Below are 24,872 nucleotides of genomic sequence, written 5' to 3' on the forward strand. Positions count from 1 at the left end.
AATGACTGCACTAACATCATCACGTATTGCCGCAGTGTTTATTTTATTGCTGTAGTCCCTCCCATCGAAAATCCATATAAAATAATTGGCTTATTTTCGTATTCTTCTTGACTATTGATCCAATCTAGAAGCACACTAAAATCTTTCACCTCTGTATACCCTAATCCAATCGTATCACCATCACTAAAACCATGAGCTCTCATATCTAAAACAAATGTTTCATAACCTTCTTTCTTAAAAAACATCCCATAATCTAGCATTGAGGATGCGTCCATTCCATGCATGCCGTGAGTAACAATAACAATTCCTTTTGGATTATCTACTTTAAACTGCCAAGAACTAATTGTTAATCCATCACTATAAATCGTTTCAACTCTTTCTATTCCATCAATATATTTATCAATTATCGGATCATTAATTTCAACCCGTAGCTTCGTCATTGAATTAATAATCGACAAACTATGAACGAAAATTCCTACAATCGAAACTAAAAAAATAGCAACAGCAACGATTAGTGTAATCCTACTATTTTTTTCAAATTACTCCCCTCTTCCCTCAAAAGCAAAAAAAATTATAATTGTTGTTAAAATTACACAATACTTTTATACTATTAATTTCATAGATTTTAATAACGTTTGTTGAAGGATTTACTTTATCATCATCACAAAATTTAGGTAATTTTCAAATGCTAAAAACAAAACGGTCCTATCCTGTTAAGAATTACTTGTTGACAGTTTATATTTATACTAGTAAATTATTATTTATAATATTTTCGGATAGTTAGGAGGCACCTATGAATTTAACAAAAAAGATTATCATTTCTCTTATTTTAGGTCTTATTGTTGGGTTAGGTTTTAATTTATTTGCACCTAATTCGTTTGAGGTGGTTGATGCATATTTACTCACCCCACTAGGAACTATATTCTTAAAGTCTATTATGATGTTAGTAGTTCCACTTGTCTTATTTTCAATTATTTTAGGAACAGCCGGAATTAGTGATCCTAAAAAATTAGGTAGAATTGGCGGAAAAACAATTGCCTTCTATTTAATTACTACAGCTATCGCTCTAATAATTGGCCTTTCTATGGCTTACATTATTCAACCAGGTGCTGGTGGCGTTTTCGAGACAACTACGGCAGATTTCGAAGCTAGACAGGCTCCACCAGTGGTTGAAACGTTACTTAATATTATTCCTACAAACCCAATTGATGCAATGGCTAAAGGTACAATGCTTCAAATTATTGCTTTTGCTGTATTAATAGGATTTGCTCTAGCAAGGCTAGGTGAAAAAACAAAAGGTTTATTAAATTTAGTAGCACAAGGTAATGAAGTGATGATGTACCTTGTCAATCTAGTTATGTTATTAGCTCCATATGGCGCTTTTGCTCTAATTGCTTCTGCAATTGGCAAGTTGGGTTTAAACGCATTACAAGCTATGATTTTATATATGATTGCTGTTCTCGGAGCACTGATTATTCATGCATTGGTTACGTACGGTTCAGCGGTTGCATTTTTAGCAAAGCGTAATCCAATCGAGTTTTTCAAAAAGTTTTCACCGGCAATGATCGTTGCATTTAGTACATCTAGTAGTAGTGCTACCCTACCTGTTTCCATGCGTACTGCTCAAGAAAATTTAAACGTTTCTAAATCAGTAAGTAGTTTTGTACAGCCTTTAGGCGCTACTATTAATATGGATGGTACAGCTATTATGCAAGCAGTTGCTACGGTGTTTATCGCTCAGGTTTATTTAATCGACCTAACTTTTGGTGATTTATTAACAGTAATTTTAACGGCAACTTTAGCTAGTATCGGTACTGCTGGAGTTCCTGGTGTTGGATTAATTATGCTTACAATGGTACTAACTTCTGTAGGATTACCTGTAGAGGGAGTTGCGTTAGTTCTAGCTGTTGATCGTATTTTAGATATGACACGTACAGCTGTCAACATTACTGGAGATGCTGCTTGTGCAGTAGTTGTTTCAAGTGGTGAAGATCAAAATAATTTAAAACAACAAAAGACTGCTTAAATTATTACTTAAGAATGCTAGGATACTAACTCCTAGCATTTTTTGTATGCTTTATGTTAATAGTTTGTTTATCATTGGTCAATTTGAAAAAATAATTTCATTTAACAAAACAAATAATTTGGAGTTAAGTACATGTCTGTTGATGTTTATATTAATTGTGATGGAAATTGCCTTGAAGCAGCACAATTTTATGCAGAGGTATTTCAAACTGAACAACCACAAATAATGACTTTTGGAGAAGCTCCTCCAAACCCTTTGCTTCCTCAATCAGAGGAAGCAAAGGAATTAGTTATGCATACTCGCCTAAATATCAGTGGAAGTAATGTAAGGTTTCAGATGTTTCACCTGAGATTTCCAATCCCTGTTTTGTTGAAAGTCTTTAACTACTTTTCACAGAAATACATCATCCAAAATCCGACATCAGGGGATTTACAAGAAAAGCGCTAGACAGTTTCCAAGTTAGAAATTTATAAATTCTGATACTATAAAATAGACAAAGCCCTTTCCCTGACACCCACTTCTCCTTATTACCAAATTTTGTGAAACTAATATTTTTATAGTATAATACAGATACAGTTATAAGACTGAATAAATACATTAAGATCGAGAGGAAAAAATTATGGCAAGAATTTATGAATTTATCCCAGGTTGGGTAAGTCATCGTAAGGCAGTAATCGAATTACTAAATACAGTTCAAGATGAACAACTTCATTACAAACCATGGAAAGGTGCCATGAGCTTTGCTGAACTAGTCTTACATATTACTGGTTCAATGAATATGTTTGTCGAAACTGTAAAGAATGGTGAATTGGTACAACAAACAGAAAAGAAATCGTTTAAAACTGTCGGTGATTTAAAAGCTATCGTGATAGAAGAAACAAAGCAAACAAGAATTGAACTAGAATTACTAACAGATAAACAATTAAATAAAATCATTGATTTTTATGGAACGAAAATGACTGGGACAGCGTTACTTACTACTGCCAAAGACCATGAAATTCATCATAAAGGTCAATTATTAACATACGCTCGTTTAATGGGAATAAATTCTCTCCCCTTTTTTGTTATTCGCTAAAGACTGATCCACAAAGGCGCTTACTGAATTCCAGGAAGCGCCTTAAAATTAATAAATATTTAATTTTAAGGTTTTAGTTGTTATCAACTCCTGATACCGTAAATAATACGTACTTTGTTACTTTATACATCTAACCAATTTGTAAAAACATTGTTGACCTTTCTAAAGCGTTGCCTGCCTTTGTTAATTAAATTTGATTTCGCTTCGTTAAATCTCCCATCAATCATTAGTTTAGTGTTTATTTTAGTAATTTCACAAAATTCATTCCATGCATACTTAAATTGTTCTAAAAATTCCTTATCCGATTGAGTCATTTTCATACCATTAATATTGTTTAAAGTATCAACTATTTTCTTCTCTTCTGTTTCCTTTTTTTTACACAAAGAAGTGATGGCACCTTGATCTGTTGAACTCACCATTTTAACCATAATTCCTCGAACCTTAAGTGTTAGTTCATAAAGATACTCAATTTCATTTATTAATGTGTGTGAAGTTTTTGGTAGTTTAAACTGAGATACTACGGCGGCCAAAGTATTCATATGTTGAGCTGTTTCTTGTATCGTTTCATTCGTCCTTTCGATGTTCACTTGCTGATCTGTAGATGAAGCCAAAACTTCTTGGCTACCTGCTGAAAGTTCTTCTATGATGGATGACGATTGATCCAGAGAATTAGAAATTACTTTTGTACTATTTAGCATATACTTACCTTCTTGATCAATATTATCAATCTCATTTTTTATAGACTTAATTTCAAATTGAATTTGATTTAAAGATAAGCTAGATGTCCCTATACTCTCAACAGCTTGATTTACCAAACTTTGTACAAGAATCGTTCTTTCTGATGAATTTGTAATTTTATCTACAACTTTTGACACAAGTACCTCAATATGCTCAGTCGATTCTTTTGATTGTGATGCCAACTTACCTATTTCTTCAGCTACTATCGCAAACCCTTTACCGTGTGTTCCTGCCCTAGCCGCTTCAATGTTGGCATTCAGTGCAAGTAAACGAGTTCGATCAGCTATATCACGAATTATGTGAATGATTTTAGATATCTCTTTCGATGCCTGAAGTAACTGATAAGTCGTTTCTTCATTTTTTTTACTCTCCTCGTTTAGATTATTCATAATTTCAACAGAATGACCGACATTTTCTAGTCCTACTCGAACACTTTTTTCTACATTTTCGCTCGATTTTACAATATGATTATTTTTTTCCACTAAGATTTTTGCAATATGGTTAATATTGTACATTTCTTCTGCTATTTTTACTGTTTCACCAGCAGATTGTTGAATACCCTCTGATAGCTCATGAATTGTCTTTGTAATTATTTTTACATCTTGTGCGATCATTTCAGCTGATTCCGAGAGTTGATTTACATTTTTATGTACTTGAACCGTTGATTTATTTACAAAGTGGATAATATTTTTAATACTAGCAATAGTTTTTCTTAAAATACCTCGAGTCGAACTTGTATCACTTGCAGGAGCAAGAAGGGACAATTCAACACTTAAGTCTCCTTCTGAAACATCTCTTAATATCTGATTTATTTTATCTTTTTTTTCTCTTGAGAATAACACTTTTACCATTACTCCACGTCCTTATATATAGAAATAGTCTTATAGTTTTTACATTTTTATACTTTTTCAACTATTAACTTTACATAATACGCTACTTTATATCAAACACTGTGATAGATTATTTTCCAAACGAATTGAAAGGTTTGAATTTTCTTACAAAATACCGAACACTCACAAGTGTCATGGTTTATAATTATTCACAACATAGTCATTCTTTCCGATTTTGAAACTAACCCTCCCATAAACACGTATTTAAAGTATAGTACATTTACTCAAAGGAGAATGATATGTCTAACTCACCCATTTACTTTACTGATAACTTTTTTTCTGTAGGTTTAACAACTATTTATAATGAAAACGAGGAACAAATAGGCTCCCTAGATTTGAAGAGTATTTTAACTTCAAGTGTTGATATCCTAGATAAAGGAGGAAAGCTCGTAATAAAAGGATATTTCCCTTTCTTCTCACGACGCTGGAGAATAACGGATGCAAATGATAAAGAAATCGGTACTCTAAAACAACGTTTTTCTTTCCTTTCAAAGAAATATGAATATGAAACTCAAGGCCGAGCGGTTTATCAAGTTGAATCAGAAATATTTTCAAAAGAATATAAAATTATAAACGAACACGGAACCCTTGTTGCTGACTTCAAAAGAATTAGTGGTTTTTTTGCTTCTCCTGCTTTTAGGCTCACCAACCAATCCGATAAATTAAAAAATGAAGAGTTAATTGCGGTTGTTATGGGCGTTAGTATGATTACGAAACGTAACAATGCATCATCTAATTCTGCAAATAGTCATTAACTATAGGTCATACTATAGTTAATGTTGCCTTCTCATAAACTCTGGAGATAAATTTTTTATAATAATCTACCAGTTTAGTCCGTTTGAATTGACTAGGTCCGATGATTGCAATACAATTAAAAAACAAAATGTATATCATATTTTATTTTTCGACTCTAGTCTAAAATTCTCTAAACAAACGAAATAGTTTGACTAAGGGATTCATTGCGATTAAGCTCAATGTATATTCCTCTCAGCCAAACTCTAGCTTATGTCTGGAGTTTTTTTTCATATCTTATATTAGTGAGTGAATTTCATTATTACCAAAACCTAGCTGCATAAATCTATATCTAGTTACTACGAACGATTCAACGCAAATAGCTATAGTACCATAGTGGCTAGACTAATGAATGAAATTCATTAAAAGGAGGAATTTTTCGTGAAACCAACAAAAGAACAATTAAAAAAGCGGATTGCTGTTGCTAGCCATAAGGAACTAGCTGATCTTGTTATTAAAAACGGAAAGATAATTGATGTTTTTAATTTAGATGCATTTATTAGTGATATAGCAATTGTCGATGGGGTAATCGCCGGTATCGGAAAATATAACGGACATAAAGAAATCGATGCAAAAGGCCGTTATATAGCACCAGGTTTTATAGATGGGCATGTTCATATTGAATCTTCAATGGTGACGCCATCGGAGTTTTCAAAGGTTGTACTACCACATGGGATTACATCCGTTATTACTGATCCGCATGAAATTGCGAACGTACTAGGTTCAGATGGGATCTCATTTATGCTTGACAATTCAGAAGACCTAAAGCTAGATGTTAATGTAATGTTACCTTCTTGTGTACCAGCAACACCATTTGAAAATGCTGGAGCTAAGTTAATGGCTAAAGACTTAGAACCATTTTTTTCTCATCAAAGAGTGTTAGGGCTTGCTGAAGTTATGGATTATCCAGCTGTTATGAACAACGATGATCATATGCTCGATAAATTAATTACAACCTCTCAATATACTGATAAAATTGATGGTCATGCCGCTGGACTAAATACAGATGGAATAAATGTCTATTGCGCTGCGGGAATTCGAACTGATCATGAGTGCGTTACTAAAGAAGAAGCTAAAGAACGCCTAAGACGAGGAATGTATGTATTAATTCGACAAGGATCTGCAGCAAAAAATCTACCGGAATTAATAAAAGTCGTTAACGAACGTAATTCTAGGCGTTGTTTATTCTGTACTGATGATAAGCATTTAGATGAGTTAATTTCTGAAGGAAGTATTGATCATAATATTCGTTTAGCAATAAATCTTGGTTTAGATCCTTTAATCGCCATCCAAATGGGATCATTAAACGTTGCTGAATGTTTTGGATTAACAACAAAAGGTGCGATTGCACCAGGATTTGACGCTGATTTGATAATACTCGAGGATTTAGAAGCGCTAAAAATTGAAAAAGTATATAAATCGGGGCAGTTAGTAGCTGAAAATGGTCAGGTCGTACACGACACAACTAACGCGCAAGGTCCTAGCAAAACACTAACTAATTCAGTTAACCTCCCTGATATGACAATACAAGATTTGCAAATCCCTATTAAAAATAATCAAAAAGCAAACGTCATAGGTATTATCCCTAATCAAATTATAACAAAGAAGCTCATTGAAGAGGTAGATACAATGGATGGAAATTTTGTTCCTTCCATTGAAAAAGATCTACTAAAACTAGTAGTTATCGAACGTCATAAGAAAACTGGAAATATCGGATTAGGAATAGTCAAAGGATTAAAATTAATAAAAGGGGCCATCGCCTCAACTGTTGCCCATGATTCCCACAACCTTGTTGCCACTGGTACGAATGATCGTGATATTTTAGTTGCTATCAATGCTATTCAAAAGATGAATGGTGGTTTGGTCATTGTAGAAAACGAAAAAGTAGTTAGCTCTATATCATTACCAATAGCGGGACTCATCTCTACAAAAGATTATATAACAGTTAATCAAGAGTTACATGAATTGCACGACGCCTTAAATAAGGTACGGTCATCCGATGAATTTAATTTATTCTTAACCCTTTCTTTCCTTTGCTTACCCGTTATTCCTGAATTAAAGTTGACAGACTTAGGCTTGTTCGATGTAAATACCTTTGAACATATTGATGTATCATAAATCGAACGGTTTTTACGATCCCCCTTAACCATATAGGGGGATCATTTTATCTTTATTAGAAATATCGCTAATGCTTACCAAATATAGGTCCGCTTAGTGTCAAGTGTTTTAGGAACACTATTCTATTACTCGAATTACAAAAATCAAATATACAAGCAAAGCAGCAAATTAATTAATCAATGAAATTAATTAACTATCTTAGTAGTATGGATAGACTGGATATGGATATGGATACGGATACGGGTACGGTGGATATACCGGTGGTAAAACATAAGGTAATAATGCTAATGCAGCCAAGCTAGCAAACGGAAATTCACGACGTCTAAATCTTCTAAATCTTCTTCTTGGCGATGGGCCATAAGGGTAATATTGTCGCTCATCAGATTGATTTTCATCCTCCCGATCCATTACATCCTCACCAACTAAAACAGAAAAACGATCTGCACCTACATTTTCAATAATGCCATCAAATGTACTTCCATCGGTCATTGTCAATGTCACATGATAGTACATATGCTTTTTACAATTATCTTGTAATGACTGTAAGTGGCTGTAATAATCCTGTCTTTCTAATGTCATTTAATACCATCTCCTTTCGAAATACATGATATTCAACTATAGGCAAAACGGTACATTTTTTTTATAAATAACAAAAAAACTTTATAAAGCTGAACTTCAATCAGTGGGGGGCCTTCATCCTCCACTTTGTTAGTACAACTTATACCACAGGCATAAGAATAACTAATCATCAGATTACACTGCTGAAAGTTATTCTATATTGGACCTTGAGCAGCAGTTTATCCCCAAAACTTCTCGATTTTCTTAAGGCTTACTTCCCCTTAAGAGTGGGATAAAAGAAGTTGTTGTTGTATTATCCAAATGACAAAAGTTCAAAGTTGATCGCTCAATTTATTATTCATTAAAAATATTTATATTTTTTAATATTACAAAAAAACAGTCCTTCTAGCTTAAAAGCTTCGATGAACTGTTTTATTACTAAATGTAGTTTCCATGCTACGGTTCGACTACCTTAACAAGTTTTCTAAAAAATTAATTTTTTGCTTTGCATTCTCTTTAATTATGAAATCGACACCACTGTTAATGGTTCTTTCAATTGTTTCTCCCACTAGTACTTTCCTTGCTGTTTCAACACTTAAATATCCCATATCATAAGGATTTTGTGCAACAGTTCCACGAATTTCACCTTCATCTATCAACTCAATCATCTCTATAAGGCCATCTGCCCCAATTACAGGAATTTCTAATCCCTGCTCCATTATTGCTTCCATAGCGCCTAAAGCCCTGATGTCATTTACTGCATATACACCTTTAATATGTGGATATTCTATCAGTATCTCTTCCATTGCTCTTTTTGCAAGTATTTTCTCATTTTTGACATCCGCTTTCAACGTAGCTACCTTGATAGCTGCTCTTTCCAAATTAATTGTAGCTCCTTCGATCCGACTAGCAGAAACAGCTTGATTAATATTACCAGAGATAAGAGCAACTTCATCTCCAGGTTGAAGTTGCGTGGCTAAAAAAGCTCCTGCCATTTTTCCTATCTCAACGTTATTTGTACCAATATAAGCCGTTTTATGTTTCCAAGGATCATCCGTATCTAACAGTAGTACAGGAATATTAATCTCGTGAAACTTCATTAATATAGGAATAATATCCGAAGAAACCGAAGAAACGATTAACAAATCTGGTTCTTGATTTAGAATGTCCATAAGCAGTGCAGATTGTTCTTCAATCGTTTCATTAAGGGGAGCATGTACTTCTCCAACGAGATTAAAATCTCGAAAGCCCTTTTCTAATCCTTTTTTAACAATTTGCCAATATTGGGAGTCTATGTTCTTTAGAACAACAGCTACAGTAGGCTTGTGCTCTGCAAATGGCTTCGACATAAAAGTTATAAAGATTGCAAAAATCAAAAAAACAAGGAAAATTATCGAACTTTTTTTCATATAGAGCTCACCCTATCTTCCAGGATTACAATTAGAACATTCTATCTGTGTAATTAAATGTTAGTTTCAATATTAAAACGAATGTAAAATGTTGTACCATTATCTCCTGTTGCTATTTGAATATCCGCATGATGACGTTCTGCTATACTATAACAAATTGCTAAACCTAAACCAGTGCCATTCTCCTTTGTCGTATAAAACGGCGTACCAATTTTATCCAAGACTTCGGGTTTCATTCCAGATCCTTGATCTTTGATTTTCAGAACAACAGCATGTTCCTCTAAATAAGTTTTTATTGTTAATTTTCCACCAGGGGACATCGCATCAAGTCCATTTAAAGCGATATTTAATATTAATTGCCGAATTTCTTTTTGATCTATAAATATACTAGGACAATCAGCTAAGTTAATAGTTATATGTTTACTAGATCGTAATGCTTCTGCTTGTATAAGTGGAAATAATGCTTTAATGATCGAATTCAAGTTTTGATTTTTCCTATCGCTCACTTTATTTTTTGCCAAGTTTAGAAATTCAGTAATAATACTGTTAGCTCTTGTAAGTTCATCCATCATTAAATCAACAATTTCTACTGGTAATTGATCACGATTGCTTCTTGCTACTTGTAAAAAACCATGCACTGTCGTCATCGGGTTTCTAATTTCATGTGCGATACCTGCAGCCATTTCACCGATAAGGTTTAATCTATCTAATCGTGACATTTCTTTCTCCAAAAGAACCCTATCAGTAACATCAGTTATAACAATTAGAACACATATTTCTTTATGTATTTCGATTAATTCTGATGAGAGTAGCCCCGCTCGAATTTCATTACTCTTTGTCTTATAATTAATCCTTATGTTTCGATTCGGCTGTTCGATATCTATTAAATCGCCATTAAATTCTTCAACAATGTTTAATATATTAATGTTTTGATTTCTTATTTCATCATAATTATAACCCGTTATATTTATCCAACTAGGGTTTGCATCAATATATGTACCTTCTTTTATCGATATTATAGCCTTTAAGCAAGGACTAGATTCAAAGATTTTCCTAAACCGTTCTTCGGAAACATATAAATTATCAGCTATTTTTTTTCGTTGCTCTATTTCTTTTTGTAAATTCTCATTAGCCATTCTTAACTCTACTGTTCGTTCAGCAACAATTTTTTCTAGGTTTTCAAACTGTTGTTTCTTAACTTCCTCGATCTGTTTTCTTTCTGTCACATTACGAATGGTACAAACAAAGATTTGTTGTCCCTCAATTATTGTTTCTCCTATTTGAACATCAACGGGAAATTCACTACCATTTTTTCGTAAAGCAACAGCTTCAATTACTTTCCCAATAGAAGCTTTCATTGAGAATAATATGAAGGACTGTGAGTTCTCTACTTTTTCTTCGGTATTAACCTTAAATAGTTCACCTACGTGCTTTCCAAGTAACTCGACCTCGTTAAATCCAAACATCCTTTGTATTGAAGGGTTTACCGAGAGTATATGTCCATTTTCATCAAAGGTTACAATAGTATCCATCAACGTTTCACCAATTACTTTGGACAATGCTTCAGAACGACGAAGGTTCAAAGTGGTTCTATCCAGTTCTTGGTTAATTTCTTTAATTTCTATCGAATGCTCCCATTCTCCTAATAACTTACTTTCCTCATGCTTTTGATGAATCTTTACAAATTGTTCTATTTTTTGCCTCAACGTTTCAGGATTAAACGGTTTAAAAATATAATCTATTGCTCCTACCGAATAACCTCGATTAACATGTTCAATGTCTTGACTTATTGCAGTAATAAAGATAATCGGTATATATCTTGTTTTTTCTCTTTCCTTTATAAGTTCCGCTGTTTCAAACCCGTTAAGTCCAGGCATCTGTACGTCTAATAATATTACTGCAAAATCTTCCTTTAGCATGCATTTAAGTGCTTCTTTCCCCGAGCTTGCACTAACCAAATGGTAGTTGGGAGAGGTAAGTACAGCTCTCAACGCCAATAAATTCTCAGGATGATCATCGACCATTAATATATTTACTTTTTGAGTAGCTCCACTATTTAATTTTTCGATAGAGTTTTTCTGTTGGATCAAAGTCTTCGTAGTAATTTCCATAGCTCGTAAATCTCGTCCCCTCTCTTTTGCCCAGACCAAGAAATCCTGATACACTTAAGCTTTCATAAAACAGTCGGTGGACATCATTTTGTAAAGATTTATTAAAATATATTAATACATTTCGACATAAGATTATGTCGAATTCATTAAAAGAATGATCAGTAGCTAAATTGTGTTGTGCAAATACAATATTTTTTTGAAGAAAGGGATGAAAGACAACTTGTTCACCAACTGCTTTATAGTATTCTGAAAAAGCTCTCTTTCCTCCAGACTCAAAATAGTTGTGAGTATAAAGCTGCATCCCATCTAAGGAAAACGTTCCTTTCTTCGCTTTTTCTAAAGAATTCTCATTTATATCAGTTGCGTAAATTCTAGTTTTATCGTAAATCCCTTCTTCATGTAAAAGTATAGCCATTGAATATACTTCTTCTCCAGTTGAGCAGCCTGCATGCCAAATATGAATTTTCGGATAGTCTCTAATAATTGGAATAAGTTTCTTTCGAAAAACCTTAAAAAATTCGGGATCACGAAACATTTCTGTAACATTTATTGAAAGGTCAGAAAATAACTTTTCCAATAAGTTAGGTTCCCGAAGAACTTTTTCCTGTAAAGCAGAGATACTTGAAAGCTTTTCCTTACGTACACGGTAGTAAATTCTTCTTTGAATAAAAGGAAAAGCATAATTTCGAAAATCGTATCCATAATAACGGTAAATTGCTTCTAGCAGCAGGTCAATCTCAATTTCTTCAATGTCTTTACCGTGTGCTTGATCTTGTTTTTTGTTGTCACTTAACATGCTATAACTCCTATTCGACCTTACTATACAACCATACTTGCATTAGAGAAAACAGTTGATCTAAAATAATCGGCTTACTAATGTAATCAGACGCACCAGCATCTAAACATTCTTGTCTACTATGTTTCATAGCTTTAGCCGTCAGCGCTATAATAGGAAGTGTTTTAAATTTTGGTATACTTCGAATTCTTCTCATGGCCTCAAATCCATCAATCTCGGGCATCATAATATCCATCAAAATTAAATCAACATCTGGATTTTCATGTAAAGTCTCGATACCCTCGCGACCATTTTCGGCGTAAATAATATCCATTTGATATTTTTCTAGTGCTGTTGTTAGTGCGTAAACATTACGGATATCATCATCAACAATAAGAACCTTTTTCCCTCTCAGCAAGGATTGACCGTTATCATTTGATTTACTTCTACTTGGTGCTTTTTCCTGATTTTCAAGTAGCATTACTGAAGGGACGGGTTGATCTACAGATGCAGCTACTTCCTCATTAGGAATTTCATGAGCTACTTCATCCATTGACTCATATAGCGGTAAATAAAATGTAAAAGTACTCCCTTTACCTTCCTCACTATCTACTTCAATAAACCCATCTAACAAAAATGCAATATTCTTACTAATAGATAGCCCTAGCCCAGTTCCACCAAATTGACGACTTGTCGTACCATCTGCTTGTTGAAACGCCTCAAAAATGATATTTTGCTTTTCTCTCGCTATTCCTATACCAGTATCGATGACCGAGAAAACAAGCATGGATTGGGCAGTGGTATTGTTAAACCTATGCTCTCCCAACTCTTTTTTTGTTGTTTTACGAATAACTAAAGACACACTTCCGGTCTCTGTAAATTTAAACGCATTAGAAAGCATATTTTTTAAGACTTGATGCAACCGTTGCTCATCGCTAAATAATACATTAGGTAAATTGGGTGCGAGTTCAATATTAAAAGCAACTTTTTTCTGAATAGCAATAGGAGAAAATTGCTTTTTAACAAATTCTTGTAGCTCTTCAAACTCTATTTTACTATAAATAAGCTCTATTTTCCCTGCTTCAACTTTTGATAAATCTAAAATATCATTAATTAATTGTAATAAATCTGTCCCCGAAGAATAGATTGTACGAACATACTCTTGTTGTTTCGATGAAAGGTTCTTTTCTTCATTCTCTGTAAGTATTTGAGCTAAAATTAACAAACTATTAAGCGGTGTTCTCAACTCATGAGACATATTAGCTAAAAATTCAGATTTATATTGTGAGCTAACTTCAAGTTGTTGAGCTTTTTCTTCAAGCGCTTCTCTTACTTTTTCAAGTTCCTGTTTTTTATTTTCAGAGTTCTCGTATTGCTCTTCAAGTTTTTCATTTGCTGTTCTTAACTCTTCTTGTTGTAATTGTAATTCCTCAGATTGAGCTTGTAATTCTTCAGATTGAGCCTGTAACTCTTCTGTTAATGCTTGTGATTCTTTTAGTAGTCTTTCTACGGCCATACGGTTTCTAATACTATTAATTGTCATTCCAACATTTCCAACAATTTCTTCAAGAAGTTTTATTTGAAGAGTATTAATGCCATTTAATGAAGCAATTTCAATTACAGCAAGGACATTTCCTTCGAATTCAATCGGAACCATAATAATCGCTTTTGGTGAGGATTGTACTAATCCAGTTTGGATTCGAATGCCTGTATCATTACTTTGATTTAATAATATAACACGTTTTTCAGCTGCACATTGCCCGATAAGCCCTTCACCGATACGAAAACGTTCAAACTGGGGCTGATCATTTGAAAAAGCGTATGTAGCTATCCTCTTAAGGTAATGATCGTTTCCTTCAGTTTCTTTAATATAGAACACACCATAATTAGCTCCGATCATTGGGACGAGTTTAGTAATTAGTGATTTAGCAAGCATTTTAACATTTTCAACTTCTGGATACATTGTAGCAATTTCAGCAATATTTGTTTTTAACCAGCTTAATTCTTCTGCCTCTTCCTTTAATTGTTTCTCAAGACTACTTTTATCCTCTAGTGTTCTCGCCATTTTGTTAAATGCAACAGCTATAGCACCAACTTCACCTTTTGACGAAATCTCAATCCTAGGTAACGCTTCAGTATTAGTGTTTGATACGCTCTTTAATACAGTTGTTACATTATTTAAATCTTTTGTAATATTTCTTATTATCCACAATGTGAATCCTACTCCTAAACTTAAACTAAGAGCAAGATAAATATAAATCATCTTAACTGCTAAACTATAAGATTCTCTCGTTCTAAACAACTCATTTTTTAACTCTTGTTCCTGTAATCCGTGAAGAACTTCAGCCATTTGGAGCATTCTTTGTCTAGTAATCTTTGCATCATTACTCAAAAACGGTTCAACATTGGCATTTTTATCCACCTTTTGAAGGGTGATGATTTGGGTTGCATTAGCCTGATAGGCACCATGTAATGTTCTAAATTTAGCAATTAATTCCTGCGATTTCACTTGTGCATCCATCTTTTCAAGCGTCTCAAGTGCTAACCGTAAATTCACATGTGCCTCTTCCCATTCGTTCATAACTGAAATATCTACTTCATCACCTGTTGGATTAGCAGTAATTTCCCTTAATGCTCTTCCGATATTAGCAGTTTCATATTTTATTGTAGATGTCATTTTTGTCCGTTCATACAACTCGTTAACAACTACATGCATATTTACCGTTGACTGTTCAAGCATATTCATTAAAATAATGACAATAATAGAAATTAACACTATGATTGATCCTATGCTCGCGTAGAGTTTTGTCTTGAACTTCATATATTTTCCTCATCCCAACTTATTAATATAATGTTTTCATTATTATTCAAAATAGCATAATTACTATATTTGGTAAATGCTTTTTTTCTTTCATAAAACTTATGATTATTTGTAGATGTTTTTGTTGCTATCTATCGATTTATGCCATTTATATATACAACCCATTATATTACATATTCAAAAGTTTAAATATATTTATTTCAAAAAAATTAATATATTTCCTTTTATTTCATAAATTCATTAATGAAACTCGTCATATTCCTACACAGACATAAGAGTATTGATAAATAGTTTTGATTTAATGAATTTTGTTATTCTCGACACTAAGATACTATACGTAGTTACGCTGAACGGTTCGCATCTAATTTTAGATTCATGCAGCAATTATAGCTAAAATGCAATCAGTGGAGGTTTTTCCCTTCAATTCGCCCTCCACTGATGAAAGTTATTCCTAACCTAAACTTTTCAATTTTCTTAAATTTTAAGATTGACGTCTTACTGCCACATAAGAGTGGGATAAAATTCATTTGCCAAATTCATATAAGAAACACAAGAAATCCCACCTACTTTATCGTAAGCGGGACTTTAGTCCGTGTAACAAAATAATTATTTTACACTACTGTAAATTAAATTTTCTGTAATTGTCTTTCCTACTAGAGTAATTTGTTTATGAACAGAGCTCGTTATCGTGTAATTATCAGGGATTGAAACCCCTTCTCCAATAATCGCATTTTCAATAAGAACATTCTCACCAATTCTTGCCCCTGTTAATAAAACAGAGTTTTTAACTTTAGACCCTTTGCCAACTTTTACATCACCAAATAATACAGAGTGTTCAACATTACCGTATATTTCATTTCCGCCACCAACTATCGATTGTTTAATTAGTGCATCTTTATCGAGATATTGTGGTGGATAATTATTTTCCACAGTACAAATCTCCCATTCTTGACTTGTCAAAAAGATATTTTTATCTCGCTCTAACAGATCCATATTCGCTTCCCAGTAACTTTCTATTGTACCAACATCCTTCCAGTAACCATGGAATTTATATGAATACATAGATTGATTATTTCTAAGCATGGAAGGTATGATATCTTTACCAAAATCTTTTGAAGAAAAATCATTTCTTTCTTCTTGTTCTAAATATTTTTTTAGTACACTCCATTTAAATATATAAATACCCATTGAAGCTAGATTTGAAGTTGGAAATTTAGGTTTCTCTTCAAATTCAACAACTCGATTACTAAACTCATCTATATTCATAATTCCAAATCTACTTGCTTCTTTCCACGGAACACTCATTACGGAGATAGTTGCATCTGCGTTATTTTCAATATGCTGCTGTAGCATGTCATTGTAATCCATCTTATAAATATGGTCACCAGAAATCACCAGAACATTTTCCGGATTGTGTTGTTCTATGTAATGTAAGTTTTGATAAAGTGCATGCGCAGTACCTTCATACCAACGATCAGAGTCTTTACACTGATATGGTGGAAGGATTGTTAAACCACCATTTCTTTTATAAAGATCCCAAGCATCTCCTCTACCAACGTAGTTTTGTAATATGTGAGGCTGATACTGTGTCAATACTCCAACTGTATCAATTCCTGAATTACGGCAATTACTCAATGTAAAATCAATAATACGATATTTTCCGCCAAACGGTACTGCTGGTTTAGCATTTTCATCTGTTAAATCTTGTAATCTGGTGCCTCTTCCACCAGCTAATAACATTGCCACACATTGTTTTTTTCTCATTTTTGCCTCCTAGGTTTGTTATATTAATTACAAACGATCATCTTCCCATAATTTGTAGTACAAATCTTCTTCATGATCGTCCATAGTAATTTCTAATTCTTCTTTGATCTCTACATCAAGTTTAATCATAATTACCCTCCGTTTAACTTTGCTGAATACTTTAACGAGATTTATAGTACCATAGGATTTCTATTTTTCTTAATAAAATATTCTGACTATTACCGACCCTTATTGACAATTCTCTACCTTTTTATTAAATAACAAAAAGAGATCAGTAAAAGAAAATATTATTTTTACGTTTCTTTGTCGAATTAAATCTAAAACATTTTTTTTATTCGTCAAAATTCCGTTCACATTTTATACATATTTTGGATATTAAGTGGATTTACCTAAAGTGAAACAGCAAATCTACGTGAATAATTATTAGAAAGTAATTAAATCAGCAATATAAATACAAGAATTATTAGGTTTAGGTTACTTTGTAACAAATTTCAACTAAAAGTCTCCGTATAGCTTAATGACTATTGCGTCAAATTTTAATACATTTAGATCCTCTTTATAAAGTATCGATTATGCAAACGATGCTTTTATCATTAACTGAATTGAGAAACTATTAAAAAATAGCAATAGCAAAAGACCATAACACACAAAGCGTTATGGTCTGAATTTAATTCTTTTTCAATATTATCCCGACAACTCCCTATCAACTTTTTGGTCATTAGTAATTGATCTTGTTTGTATTACTTTCCTCCATCACGAACAATCATAAATTATAGAAATAACCTTCTTAAAACTTCATTAAATTAAGTGAACTCGTTTCAGCAAGCTGAAACATCGGAAAATCCCACCTACGCTACGCTTAGAGGTGGGGGGTCTTTTACCCTAAAAAAATTCAGATAAAACCATCTTAACTAAAGTTTTTTACCCACAAAAGAATTGCTTATACTCAAATCACCAGTCTTACGATCTATAAAATCAGAATTGAAAGTTACCTTAGCTTAGGATCAGCATACTTTTAATAGTACTTTTCTACTATAACAATTTTCATTGTTTGACCGTATTTATTTGTTAGTCACTCTTTGTATTAGTACGTCCCTCTGCACCTTCATTTATACCTCTACTATGACTTCGATCTGTTTCGCTTATACGTTCATCACCAGAGGTATCCCCACCTAGATGTGGTGATTTATGTTTATTTGCAACATCAGTAAATTTATCTAAGTTTTGATTGACCAATTTTAGTCATCTCCTCATTTTAGAATTCTTTTTCACCCTATTATAATCTTTTCTTTACAATTTTTTATGCGACATCTGTAAGGTCCAAATTTTAACTCTGCTATTTATTAAAAAGAATGTCCATCTACAAAGTTTTATACATCATATATAAGTGCATATTTATGATATACTTAGCACTTGAAAATGTACTAGGAGTTGATGAAATGAAAAGATTCGCGCTACTCTTCTTTATATTGATGATCGGATCGATAATAATAAGTTCTTTCTATTATGCAAGTAATGATGCTGTTAAAAAAAACACTAAAAAATTCATTCAAGAAATTATTGAACAACAATATTCAAAAACATTAACAAATGCAGATAATGAAAAAATTAAGGCATTTTTTCAGAGCTTTCAAACACTAGACCTCCCTCATCCAATTATCGATGGTGTAGATATTCCTTATTTTGATGTTTTCACTCATCCAACAAATAATAACAGTTACTCTCAGTACATTTCCGTAAAATATGAAGATGTAACTGATTCAATTTATGATACATATATATATTTCGAGTATATTTCCTATTCAAAAGACGGTAATATTAATGAAATTTTTTTTGGACAATTAGTCATACGAACTTCCGATGTAGATCAACTAAATCAAGACCTTATTATGGTTAACCCTATGGAAAAACAAAAGTAAAATTTTCCATTAGTAAAGATAAAAACTCCGGACATACTATTTATCGAGGGGGACAAAAGCCCTCACAACCCTATCCCATCATCCTAATGATGATGTTAAAATAAATAACATGTAGGTGGTATTGATTAAACCTTAAATGAGGTGGTTAGCTTGCACAGCGACAAGAAATTTCAAGATTGTTATTAACATGAATGAAATGAGGTGTTACTGTGGAAAAGTAAGATCGATACGACCCCAGAAGTAGAATGTATGGGTAAAGGTTTTGAGGAGATGGTCATAAATCGATGACCATCTCTTCTTTTTATTCTTAGTCTATTTTATAGTACAAACAAATAAACACATAAAAAGTGTGCCAAACTACCGAGCAAAATAAAAATATGAAAGATTTCATGAAAGCCCATATATTTGAATAGAAGAAACTTTGGCTTCAGTCCATAAATAATTCCGCCTATTGTATAGAAAATCCCCCCAGCAACTAATAAAGACAGACCAACATGACTTAAACTGTCTGCTAATGGTGAGAAAATAAAGATAGCGAGCCACCCCATGATAATGTATAAAGACGTGGATAACCACCTAGGACAATCGAACCACACCATTTTAAAAACAATCCCACTAATGGCAAGCATAATTACAAAAACAAACAATATCCACCCGTTGCTGCCACTTAAACTAATTAAACAAAAGGGTGTATAGGAGCCTGCAATTAATACATAAATCATTGAATGATCTAACCGTCTCAAAACACCTATGATTTTATCTTTGGCAATAACCATATGGTAGATGGCTGATGCAGAGTAAAGCAATATCATACTAACACCAAAAATAATTACTGCCGCTATTGAAATTGGCGACCCAGTTACCATAGAAGCTTTAATTACCAAAGCAATTAAGCCAACAAATGACAATATTGCGCCGCCCAAATGTGTCAATCCATTTATCGGTTCACGAATGTACGTACCCATCTTCAAATCCCCCTAATTCGATATGTAGTTTTCGATACTACTTATAATAATATTACAACGCCGTCAAATAGTCAACTTTACCTTTTGAAATATTTCACGTATAATAATAAGAAAAAATGAGGTTTAAGTAATGAAAAATATGAATGAAATAATAAATAATTTACACTTAGAGCAAACCATCACATTAGATGACATCCCAAACATTGATCTTTATATGGATCAAGTCATTCAACTATTTGAAAGTAAATTTGATGTTACAAAACGTACGAAAGAAGAAAAGGTTTTAACGAAAACAATGATTAACAATTATGCGAAAGGCAAAGTATTTTTCCCAATAAAAAATAAAAAGTATTCAAAAGAACACCTTATTTTATTAAGCATGATTTACCAATTAAAAGGGTCTCTATCTATAAACGATATTAAAACTACACTAAAGAGTATTAATGATAAAATCGAAAAGACCGAGCTAGATTTAGATGCTTTGTATAATAAGTATCTGACCCTTTTTTCAAGCAATGTCTCATCGTTTAAAGAAAATGTTCGAGAGAAAGCCAAAGAAGTTACTGTTGAAGTTCGCCAGTTAGAAGCAAACAATACCGAGGAATTGGAACAAGTTTTATTAATTGCTTCATTAATTCATACTAGTAATATGTATCGAAAGGTTGCTGAGAAGTTGATAGATGAGCTTTCTTAGTAACAACACAAAAGAGGTGCACATTTATGTGGCACCTCTTTTGTCTACATATTAATAATTAATTTTAGCCACCCAATAATAGCCATCCATAAAGGTAGACTAAATAAAGTTCCCCAAAATAAACCTTTCAAAAAAGTTTTCTTCGTCCATTTAACCAACTCCTTTTTAACAGTGTTGGTTTTGTTAGCTTTTTTTAAACGATAACATGTCCACCGAATTTTTTTCAAATAGCACAAGAATTCATAAAGCTGAACTTCAATCAGTCGGTGTGTTCCTTTCCCCCACCTAAACTTTTAAATTTTCTTAAATTTTTAGATAAGTGTATTACTACCCTTTAAAAGTGGGATAAGTGGATCACATTACTCCGTTTACTTTTACAAACATTAGTCACTATTATGATATTTTTGTTTTAAAATCTGAATAACGTATTGCTTGCTTAATAGCTTTGTTTATTTTCGATAATTCTATAAAATGTTTCTTCTCTGTTATCATAATTACTTTTTGCTTTCCACTTTTAAACTTTAGTTTAATTGCATATCGCTCTGATTGCGGTAACGTAATTAACAATGTTATTAAGATAAAAACAAGTCCAATCAGGTCAAAATAATTAGATGCCGAAAAGAGTACATGAATGTCTAAAATTTGATTTAGTTGGCCTGATCGAACTTTACCAAGGGTAATACAAACTATTCCTATAAGGGCAAGTGAAAAATTTACTGTTTGATCTGGTTTTCCAACGAAAGCCTCTCCACTTCTTATGTGTTCAATTTTATATGAAAGTTCAAATATACGAATATAACGATCAGTAACTATAATCTTAGCATCTTCACTTTTGTAATATATAATCTCACTCATACACTCACCGCCATTCTATTAATTCTCATTAAGAAATCATATGTTTAGTAAGACAAACATATGATAAAGTTTCATTTCTTACTTTTTATTCTTTGTCTAATAATCTAATAAATATGTAGCATTACTAAATAAAGAAAAGTATGATTAATCTATGTATTTTGTATTTTAATGAGGTGAATTATTTTGAAAGAAATTTCGCTTGGCATTTTAGCATCAATGTTTTTTGCAGTAACATTCATTTTAAATCGTTCTATGGATCTCTCAGGTGGTAGTTGGATGTGGAGTTCTTCGTTAAGATTTTTCTTTATGGTACCTTTCTTATTCATTATCGTGCAAATGAGAGGTAATTTAAAACAATTAGTAATAGAAATGAAGAAGCAGCCAACACAATGGATAGGATGGAGCTTTGTCGGTTTCGTGCTCTTTTATGCCCCTATCACCTATGCCGCTGCTTACGGACCAGGTTGGTTAGTTGCTGGTACTTGGCAATTAGTAATCGTAACTGGAGTTTTGCTAGGTCCTTTATTTCTCTATACAGTAGAAACACCAAAAGGACCTATAAAAGTTCGAAATAAAATACCATTACACGCGCTAGGCATTTCTTCATTTATATTACTTGGTGTGGTGCTTATTCAATTTCAAAATGCTAACAATTTATCAATACTTGGATTACTTGTCGGTGTTATACCGGTTATGATTGCAGCCATTGCCTATCCATTAGGAAATCGAAAGATGATGGAAATATGCGGCGGAAGGTTAGATACATTCCAAAGAGTGTTAGGAATGACATTAGCAACGATCCCATTTTGGCTTATCATCGCTATCGTTGGTTTTGTTAAAGTAGGTGCTCCACCTACTGATCAATTGCTTCAATCTTTTATTGTCGCTATCACTTCAGGAGTAATTGCCACTCTATTGTTTTTTATAGCTACTAACCGTGTAAGAGATGATCATATCAAACTAGCATCCGTTGAAGCAACCCAATCAATGCAAGTTCTATTTGTTGTAATTGGTGAAGTTTTACTCCTCTCAAGTCCATTTCCAAGCAAACTTGCTACTCTAGGCCTTTTCATAATTGTAGTCGGAATGCTTGCCCATAGCTACTATTCCAATAAAATAAAATCCGAGAAAAATTTACCAGTATATACGAAAGCAAATTAAGACTAACACTGCTGTACCTTTAGTATTAAAACCACTGAAATCAGAATATTTAATCTTATCGAAAAAGACTTGAAAAAAATCAGAAATATTATACAATCATAATTGTTGTAAAATTCAGTTATAGAAAATCTACGACGATAACAGTAAGAAATATATGTTAACTATAGAGAGTTGACTCCTGGTGCAAGTCACTGTTTCATTATTTCTGAAAATCATCTCTGAGATGCAGAGCCGAACACACTAGTAAGCTTTCGCCGCGGAGTCCGCCGTTACAAAGAAACACGTATGTTAGTACGTTGGTTATAAGAGCCGCAACATTAATGGTTTTGTTAGCAGAAGTAGGGTGGTATCGCGATTAAACTCGTCCCTAATTTAGGGGGGAGTTTTTTATTTTGCTATTATTGAAGGTATAAGAATGAAAACTACGCTCAACCTGGTTGCTAATCGCCAAGTTGGTATTCTTTATGCTCAATTTAGGTAAAGTCACAGATTTTTTATAATAATTTTGGAGGAAAAATCAATGAAAATGAAAGACACATTACTTGTAGGACTTATGTTATTTGCTTTATTTTTTGGAGCAGGGAATTTAATCTACCCACCATTTTTAGGGATGGAAGCAGGATCATCCTTTTGGCCAGCAATGATTGGTTTTGTTATTACAGGTGTAGGATTACCAATCATAACGATTGCAGCTATCGCTCTTGTCAAAGGTGGTGCCGAAGGATTAGCAAGTCGTGTCCATCCGCTGTTTAGTTTTGTATTTATTACAGCCGTTTATCTTGCTATAGGCCCATTTTTCGCAATTCCAAGGGGTGCTACTGTAGCATTTGAAATGAGTGTAAAACCTTTTGCTGATGGGAGTACTTTTTTATTATTTTTTTCAATCATTTTCTTTACACTGGTTTATTTTGTTAGTCTTAATCCATCAAAAATGGTCGATCGTATTGGTCAATGGTTAACGCCAGCATTATTATTAGCAATTATCGCTTTAGCAGTAGCTAGCTTTTTTAACCTTGAGTATGTACCTGGCGCACCAAGTGCAAAATATGAGGCTTCACCTTTTTTCACAGGTTTTATAGAAGGTTATTTAACGATGGACACAATTGCTGCTCTTGCTTTTGGTATTATCGTCATCACTGCCTTTAAAGAAAAAGGTATAACTGATCAACGAATATTATTAAAGCAATCAGTAAAAGCTGGGATCATTGCTGGAATCGGACTTGCTTTCGTCTATATTTCCATAGGGTGGATGGGAGTTAAAATGACAGGATTAGGTTCGTATGAAAATGGTAGTTCGATTTTATCAAGTGCTGCTAATTTACTATTTGGACCTAATGGAAAAATGCTACTCGGGCTCATCGTTCTTCTTGCTTGTTTTACAACTTGTGTTGGCTTAACTATTGCGTGTAGTCAATACTTTACAAAACATACGTCAAAAATAAGTTATAAAACTTCAGTTACAGCAATTGTTCTTTTTAGTCTATTTGTTTCAAATCTCGGCTTAAATCAAATCATTACATTATCAGTTCCTGTCTTAGTAATGGTTTATCCACTAACAATTGTTTTAGTTACATTAGTGTTTTTGGATCGTTTATTCAAGGGGTCACAAATGGTTTATCGTGGAACTGTATTATTTACTGGTCTCGTAAGTTTATACGATGGTTTATCAATGTACGGTTTACAAATTACTTTTATCCAGAGGTTCATCGACCAATTACCATTAGCTCAGTTAGGTTTAGCTTGGTTCCTACCAGCGATAGTTGGAGGATTTGTTGGTTTCTTTTTAGAAAAGATGAAGAAATCATCAGTAATAAAGAAAGAAAAATCAAATAACGCGGCATAATTGTAAAAATAAAACGGCATTCTACTCTATCGATTGAGTAGAATGCCAGTTTTTTGGCTAAAATTATGTTCTTACACTGCAAATTTCCTACAAACAGATTTACTCCAAGCCGCTTCCCTTAACTCATCTAAAATTACTCAAAGTTGAGCATTTTTCGATAATATTTAAGAGGAACTCTTCTTCAGGCGAAGAGTTCTTTTAATTTCTCCTAGTGACTCATTTACACTAGCCAGTTGACGGTATTTTCCACGGACAATAGATTGTCGTTTCCAATCCCACCAAACCGTATATGTAGGGGATTTCACGCCTACATAGCCCAAGCGTGGCAATAACTTTCCTTCTTTCTTACCAATATTAA

20 protein-coding genes, 1 pseudogene and 1 other annotated feature are annotated in these 24,872 nt (G+C 33.0%); of the genes and pseudogenes, 9 read left to right on the plus strand and 12 right to left on the minus strand.

Features of this window, described 5'->3' with window-relative positions:
• Positions 1 to 38: 38 nt before the first annotated feature.
• Entirely contained in the window at positions 39 to 440 is a 402-nt protein-coding gene (locus BKP37_RS03985; RefSeq protein WP_139193047.1) for an alpha/beta hydrolase, read from the minus strand.
• Between the two features lie 353 nt (positions 441 to 793).
• On the opposite strand from BKP37_RS03985, the gene BKP37_RS03990 reads away from it, so the two are divergent.
• The 3 genes and pseudogenes from BKP37_RS03990 (at position 794) to BKP37_RS04000 (ending at position 3,101) form a co-directional block, all read left to right on the plus strand.
• Entirely contained in the window at positions 794 to 2,026 is a 1,233-nt protein-coding gene (locus BKP37_RS03990) for a dicarboxylate/amino acid:cation symporter (protein WP_071308350.1), read from the plus strand.
• A 132-nt stretch (positions 2,027 to 2,158) separates the two neighbouring features.
• Positions 2,159 to 2,359 (plus strand): annotated as a pseudogene (locus tag BKP37_RS03995) (VOC family protein); the annotation flags it as partial.
• Between the two features lie 286 nt (positions 2,360 to 2,645).
• Complete coding sequence (locus BKP37_RS04000) at positions 2,646 to 3,101, plus strand: DinB family protein (RefSeq protein ID WP_071308351.1); 456 nt, start codon at positions 2,646 to 2,648, stop codon at positions 3,099 to 3,101.
• A 122-nt stretch (positions 3,102 to 3,223) separates the two neighbouring features.
• On the opposite strand, the gene BKP37_RS04005 is transcribed toward BKP37_RS04000, so the two are convergent.
• The gene (locus BKP37_RS04005; protein ID WP_071308352.1) at positions 3,224 to 4,690 is read right to left on the minus strand and encodes a methyl-accepting chemotaxis protein; all 1,467 of its coding nucleotides are present in this window, start codon (positions 4,688 to 4,690) and stop codon (positions 3,224 to 3,226) included.
• 278 nt (positions 4,691 to 4,968) lie between these two features.
• Between BKP37_RS04005 and BKP37_RS04010 the strand changes: the two genes are divergently transcribed.
• The gene (locus BKP37_RS04010; protein ID WP_071308353.1) at positions 4,969 to 5,484 is read left to right on the plus strand and encodes an LURP-one-related family protein; all 516 of its coding nucleotides are present in this window, start codon (positions 4,969 to 4,971) and stop codon (positions 5,482 to 5,484) included.
• A 418-nt stretch (positions 5,485 to 5,902) separates the two neighbouring features.
• Positions 5,903 to 7,639 (plus strand): adenine deaminase, encoded by a 1,737-nt coding sequence (gene ade / locus BKP37_RS04015; RefSeq protein WP_071308354.1) that lies wholly within the window; start codon positions 5,903 to 5,905, stop codon positions 7,637 to 7,639.
• 198 nt (positions 7,640 to 7,837) lie between these two features.
• Here ade and BKP37_RS04020 read toward each other — a convergent pair whose 3' ends face one another.
• From BKP37_RS04020 to BKP37_RS19890, 7 genes are all read right to left on the minus strand, one after another.
• Positions 7,838 to 8,218, minus strand: coding sequence for a hypothetical protein (locus tag BKP37_RS04020; RefSeq protein WP_071308355.1), 381 nt, complete (start codon positions 8,216 to 8,218; stop codon positions 7,838 to 7,840).
• Between the two features lie 446 nt (positions 8,219 to 8,664).
• Complete coding sequence (locus BKP37_RS04025; protein WP_071308356.1) at positions 8,665 to 9,606, minus strand: sugar ABC transporter substrate-binding protein; 942 nt, start codon at positions 9,604 to 9,606, stop codon at positions 8,665 to 8,667.
• Between the two features lie 53 nt (positions 9,607 to 9,659).
• Positions 9,660 to 11,717, minus strand: coding sequence for a PAS domain S-box protein (locus tag BKP37_RS04030; RefSeq protein ID WP_084034535.1), 2,058 nt, complete (start codon positions 11,715 to 11,717; stop codon positions 9,660 to 9,662).
• Entirely contained in the window at positions 11,659 to 12,513 is an 855-nt protein-coding gene (locus BKP37_RS04035) for a CheR family methyltransferase (protein ID WP_071308357.1), read from the minus strand. Before BKP37_RS04035 ends, BKP37_RS04030 begins: the two co-directional genes overlap by 59 nt.
• A gap of 10 nt (positions 12,514 to 12,523) precedes the next feature.
• Entirely contained in the window at positions 12,524 to 15,313 is a 2,790-nt protein-coding gene (locus tag BKP37_RS04040; RefSeq protein WP_071308358.1) for a response regulator, read from the minus strand.
• 606 nt (positions 15,314 to 15,919) lie between these two features.
• On the minus strand, positions 15,920 to 17,077 hold the full coding sequence (locus BKP37_RS04045) for a glucose-1-phosphate adenylyltransferase (protein WP_071308359.1): 1,158 nt from the start codon (positions 17,075 to 17,077) through the stop codon (positions 15,920 to 15,922).
• Between the two features lie 1,068 nt (positions 17,078 to 18,145).
• Positions 18,146 to 18,313, minus strand: coding sequence for a hypothetical protein (locus tag BKP37_RS19890; RefSeq protein WP_169823075.1), 168 nt, complete (start codon positions 18,311 to 18,313; stop codon positions 18,146 to 18,148).
• A gap of 203 nt (positions 18,314 to 18,516) precedes the next feature.
• Here BKP37_RS19890 and BKP37_RS04050 point away from each other — a divergent pair, with 203 nt between their 5' ends.
• Positions 18,517 to 18,996: a hypothetical protein gene (locus tag BKP37_RS04050; protein WP_139193048.1), complete on the plus strand. Its 480-nt coding sequence runs from the start codon at positions 18,517 to 18,519 to the stop codon at positions 18,994 to 18,996.
• A gap of 317 nt (positions 18,997 to 19,313) precedes the next feature.
• Here BKP37_RS04050 and trhA read toward each other — a convergent pair whose 3' ends face one another.
• Positions 19,314 to 19,961 (minus strand): PAQR family membrane homeostasis protein TrhA, encoded by a 648-nt coding sequence (gene trhA, locus BKP37_RS04055; RefSeq protein ID WP_071308361.1) that lies wholly within the window; start codon positions 19,959 to 19,961, stop codon positions 19,314 to 19,316.
• Positions 19,962 to 20,091: 130 nt separating this feature from the next.
• Here trhA and BKP37_RS04060 point away from each other — a divergent pair, with 130 nt between their 5' ends.
• Positions 20,092 to 20,655 carry a DUF1836 domain-containing protein gene (locus tag BKP37_RS04060; protein WP_071308362.1) on the plus strand — a complete coding sequence of 188 codons (564 nt, stop codon included), beginning with the start codon at positions 20,092 to 20,094 and terminating at the stop codon, positions 20,653 to 20,655.
• A gap of 393 nt (positions 20,656 to 21,048) precedes the next feature.
• On the opposite strand, the gene BKP37_RS04065 is transcribed toward BKP37_RS04060, so the two are convergent.
• Positions 21,049 to 21,510 (minus strand): DUF6232 family protein, encoded by a 462-nt coding sequence (locus BKP37_RS04065; RefSeq protein WP_071308363.1) that lies wholly within the window; start codon positions 21,508 to 21,510, stop codon positions 21,049 to 21,051.
• A 183-nt stretch (positions 21,511 to 21,693) separates the two neighbouring features.
• On the opposite strand from BKP37_RS04065, the gene BKP37_RS04070 reads away from it, so the two are divergent.
• Together BKP37_RS04070 and brnQ are read left to right on the plus strand one after the other, a co-directional pair.
• Positions 21,694 to 22,671 carry a DMT family transporter gene (locus tag BKP37_RS04070; protein WP_071308364.1) on the plus strand — a complete coding sequence of 326 codons (978 nt, stop codon included), beginning with the start codon at positions 21,694 to 21,696 and terminating at the stop codon, positions 22,669 to 22,671.
• 122 nt (positions 22,672 to 22,793) lie between these two features.
• Positions 22,794 to 23,043: a binding site (T-box leader), on the plus strand.
• Between the two features lie 148 nt (positions 23,044 to 23,191).
• Positions 23,192 to 24,514 (plus strand): branched-chain amino acid transport system II carrier protein, encoded by a 1,323-nt coding sequence (brnQ, locus tag BKP37_RS04075; protein WP_071308365.1) that lies wholly within the window; start codon positions 23,192 to 23,194, stop codon positions 24,512 to 24,514.
• Between the two features lie 164 nt (positions 24,515 to 24,678).
• Here the strand turns inward: brnQ and BKP37_RS20285 are convergent.
• A partial coding sequence (locus BKP37_RS20285; RefSeq protein WP_211271415.1) for a hypothetical protein occupies positions 24,679 to 24,872 on the minus strand: 194 nt, incomplete at its 5' end.

The sequence above is a fragment of the Anaerobacillus alkalilacustris genome (assembly GCF_001866005.1).
GTDB lineage: Bacteria > Bacillota > Bacilli > Bacillales > Anaerobacillaceae > Anaerobacillus > Anaerobacillus alkalilacustris.

What these genes read in the sequence shown, in the direction of transcription:
- BKP37_RS03985 (WP_139193047.1), bottom strand. Translation starts at nt 440, where the DNA reads ATGACGAAGCTACGGGTTGAAATTAATGATCCGATAATTGATAAATAT.
- BKP37_RS03990 (WP_071308350.1), top strand. Translation starts at nt 794, where the DNA reads ATGAATTTAACAAAAAAGATTATCATTTCTCTTATTTTAGGTCTTATT.
- BKP37_RS04000 (WP_071308351.1), top strand. Translation starts at nt 2,646, where the DNA reads ATGGCAAGAATTTATGAATTTATCCCAGGTTGGGTAAGTCATCGTAAG.
- BKP37_RS04005 (WP_071308352.1), bottom strand. Translation starts at nt 4,690, where the DNA reads ATGGTAAAAGTGTTATTCTCAAGAGAAAAAAAAGATAAAATAAATCAG.
- BKP37_RS04010 (WP_071308353.1), top strand. Translation starts at nt 4,969, where the DNA reads ATGTCTAACTCACCCATTTACTTTACTGATAACTTTTTTTCTGTAGGT.
- BKP37_RS04020 (WP_071308355.1), bottom strand. Translation starts at nt 8,218, where the DNA reads ATGACATTAGAAAGACAGGATTATTACAGCCACTTACAGTCATTACAA.
- BKP37_RS04025 (WP_071308356.1), bottom strand. Translation starts at nt 9,606, where the DNA reads ATGAAAAAAAGTTCGATAATTTTCCTTGTTTTTTTGATTTTTGCAATC.
- BKP37_RS04030 (WP_084034535.1), bottom strand. Translation starts at nt 11,717, where the DNA reads ATGGAAATTACTACGAAGACTTTGATCCAACAGAAAAACTCTATCGAA.
- BKP37_RS04035 (WP_071308357.1), bottom strand. Translation starts at nt 12,513, where the DNA reads ATGTTAAGTGACAACAAAAAACAAGATCAAGCACACGGTAAAGACATT.
- BKP37_RS04040 (WP_071308358.1), bottom strand. Translation starts at nt 15,313, where the DNA reads ATGAAGTTCAAGACAAAACTCTACGCGAGCATAGGATCAATCATAGTG.
- BKP37_RS04045 (WP_071308359.1), bottom strand. Translation starts at nt 17,077, where the DNA reads ATGAGAAAAAAACAATGTGTGGCAATGTTATTAGCTGGTGGAAGAGGC.
- BKP37_RS04050 (WP_139193048.1), top strand. Translation starts at nt 18,517, where the DNA reads ATGAAAAGATTCGCGCTACTCTTCTTTATATTGATGATCGGATCGATA.
- trhA (WP_071308361.1), bottom strand. Translation starts at nt 19,961, where the DNA reads ATGGGTACGTACATTCGTGAACCGATAAATGGATTGACACATTTGGGC.
- BKP37_RS04060 (WP_071308362.1), top strand. Translation starts at nt 20,092, where the DNA reads ATGAAAAATATGAATGAAATAATAAATAATTTACACTTAGAGCAAACC.
- BKP37_RS04065 (WP_071308363.1), bottom strand. Translation starts at nt 21,510, where the DNA reads ATGAGTGAGATTATATATTACAAAAGTGAAGATGCTAAGATTATAGTT.
- brnQ (WP_071308365.1), top strand. Translation starts at nt 23,192, where the DNA reads ATGAAAATGAAAGACACATTACTTGTAGGACTTATGTTATTTGCTTTA.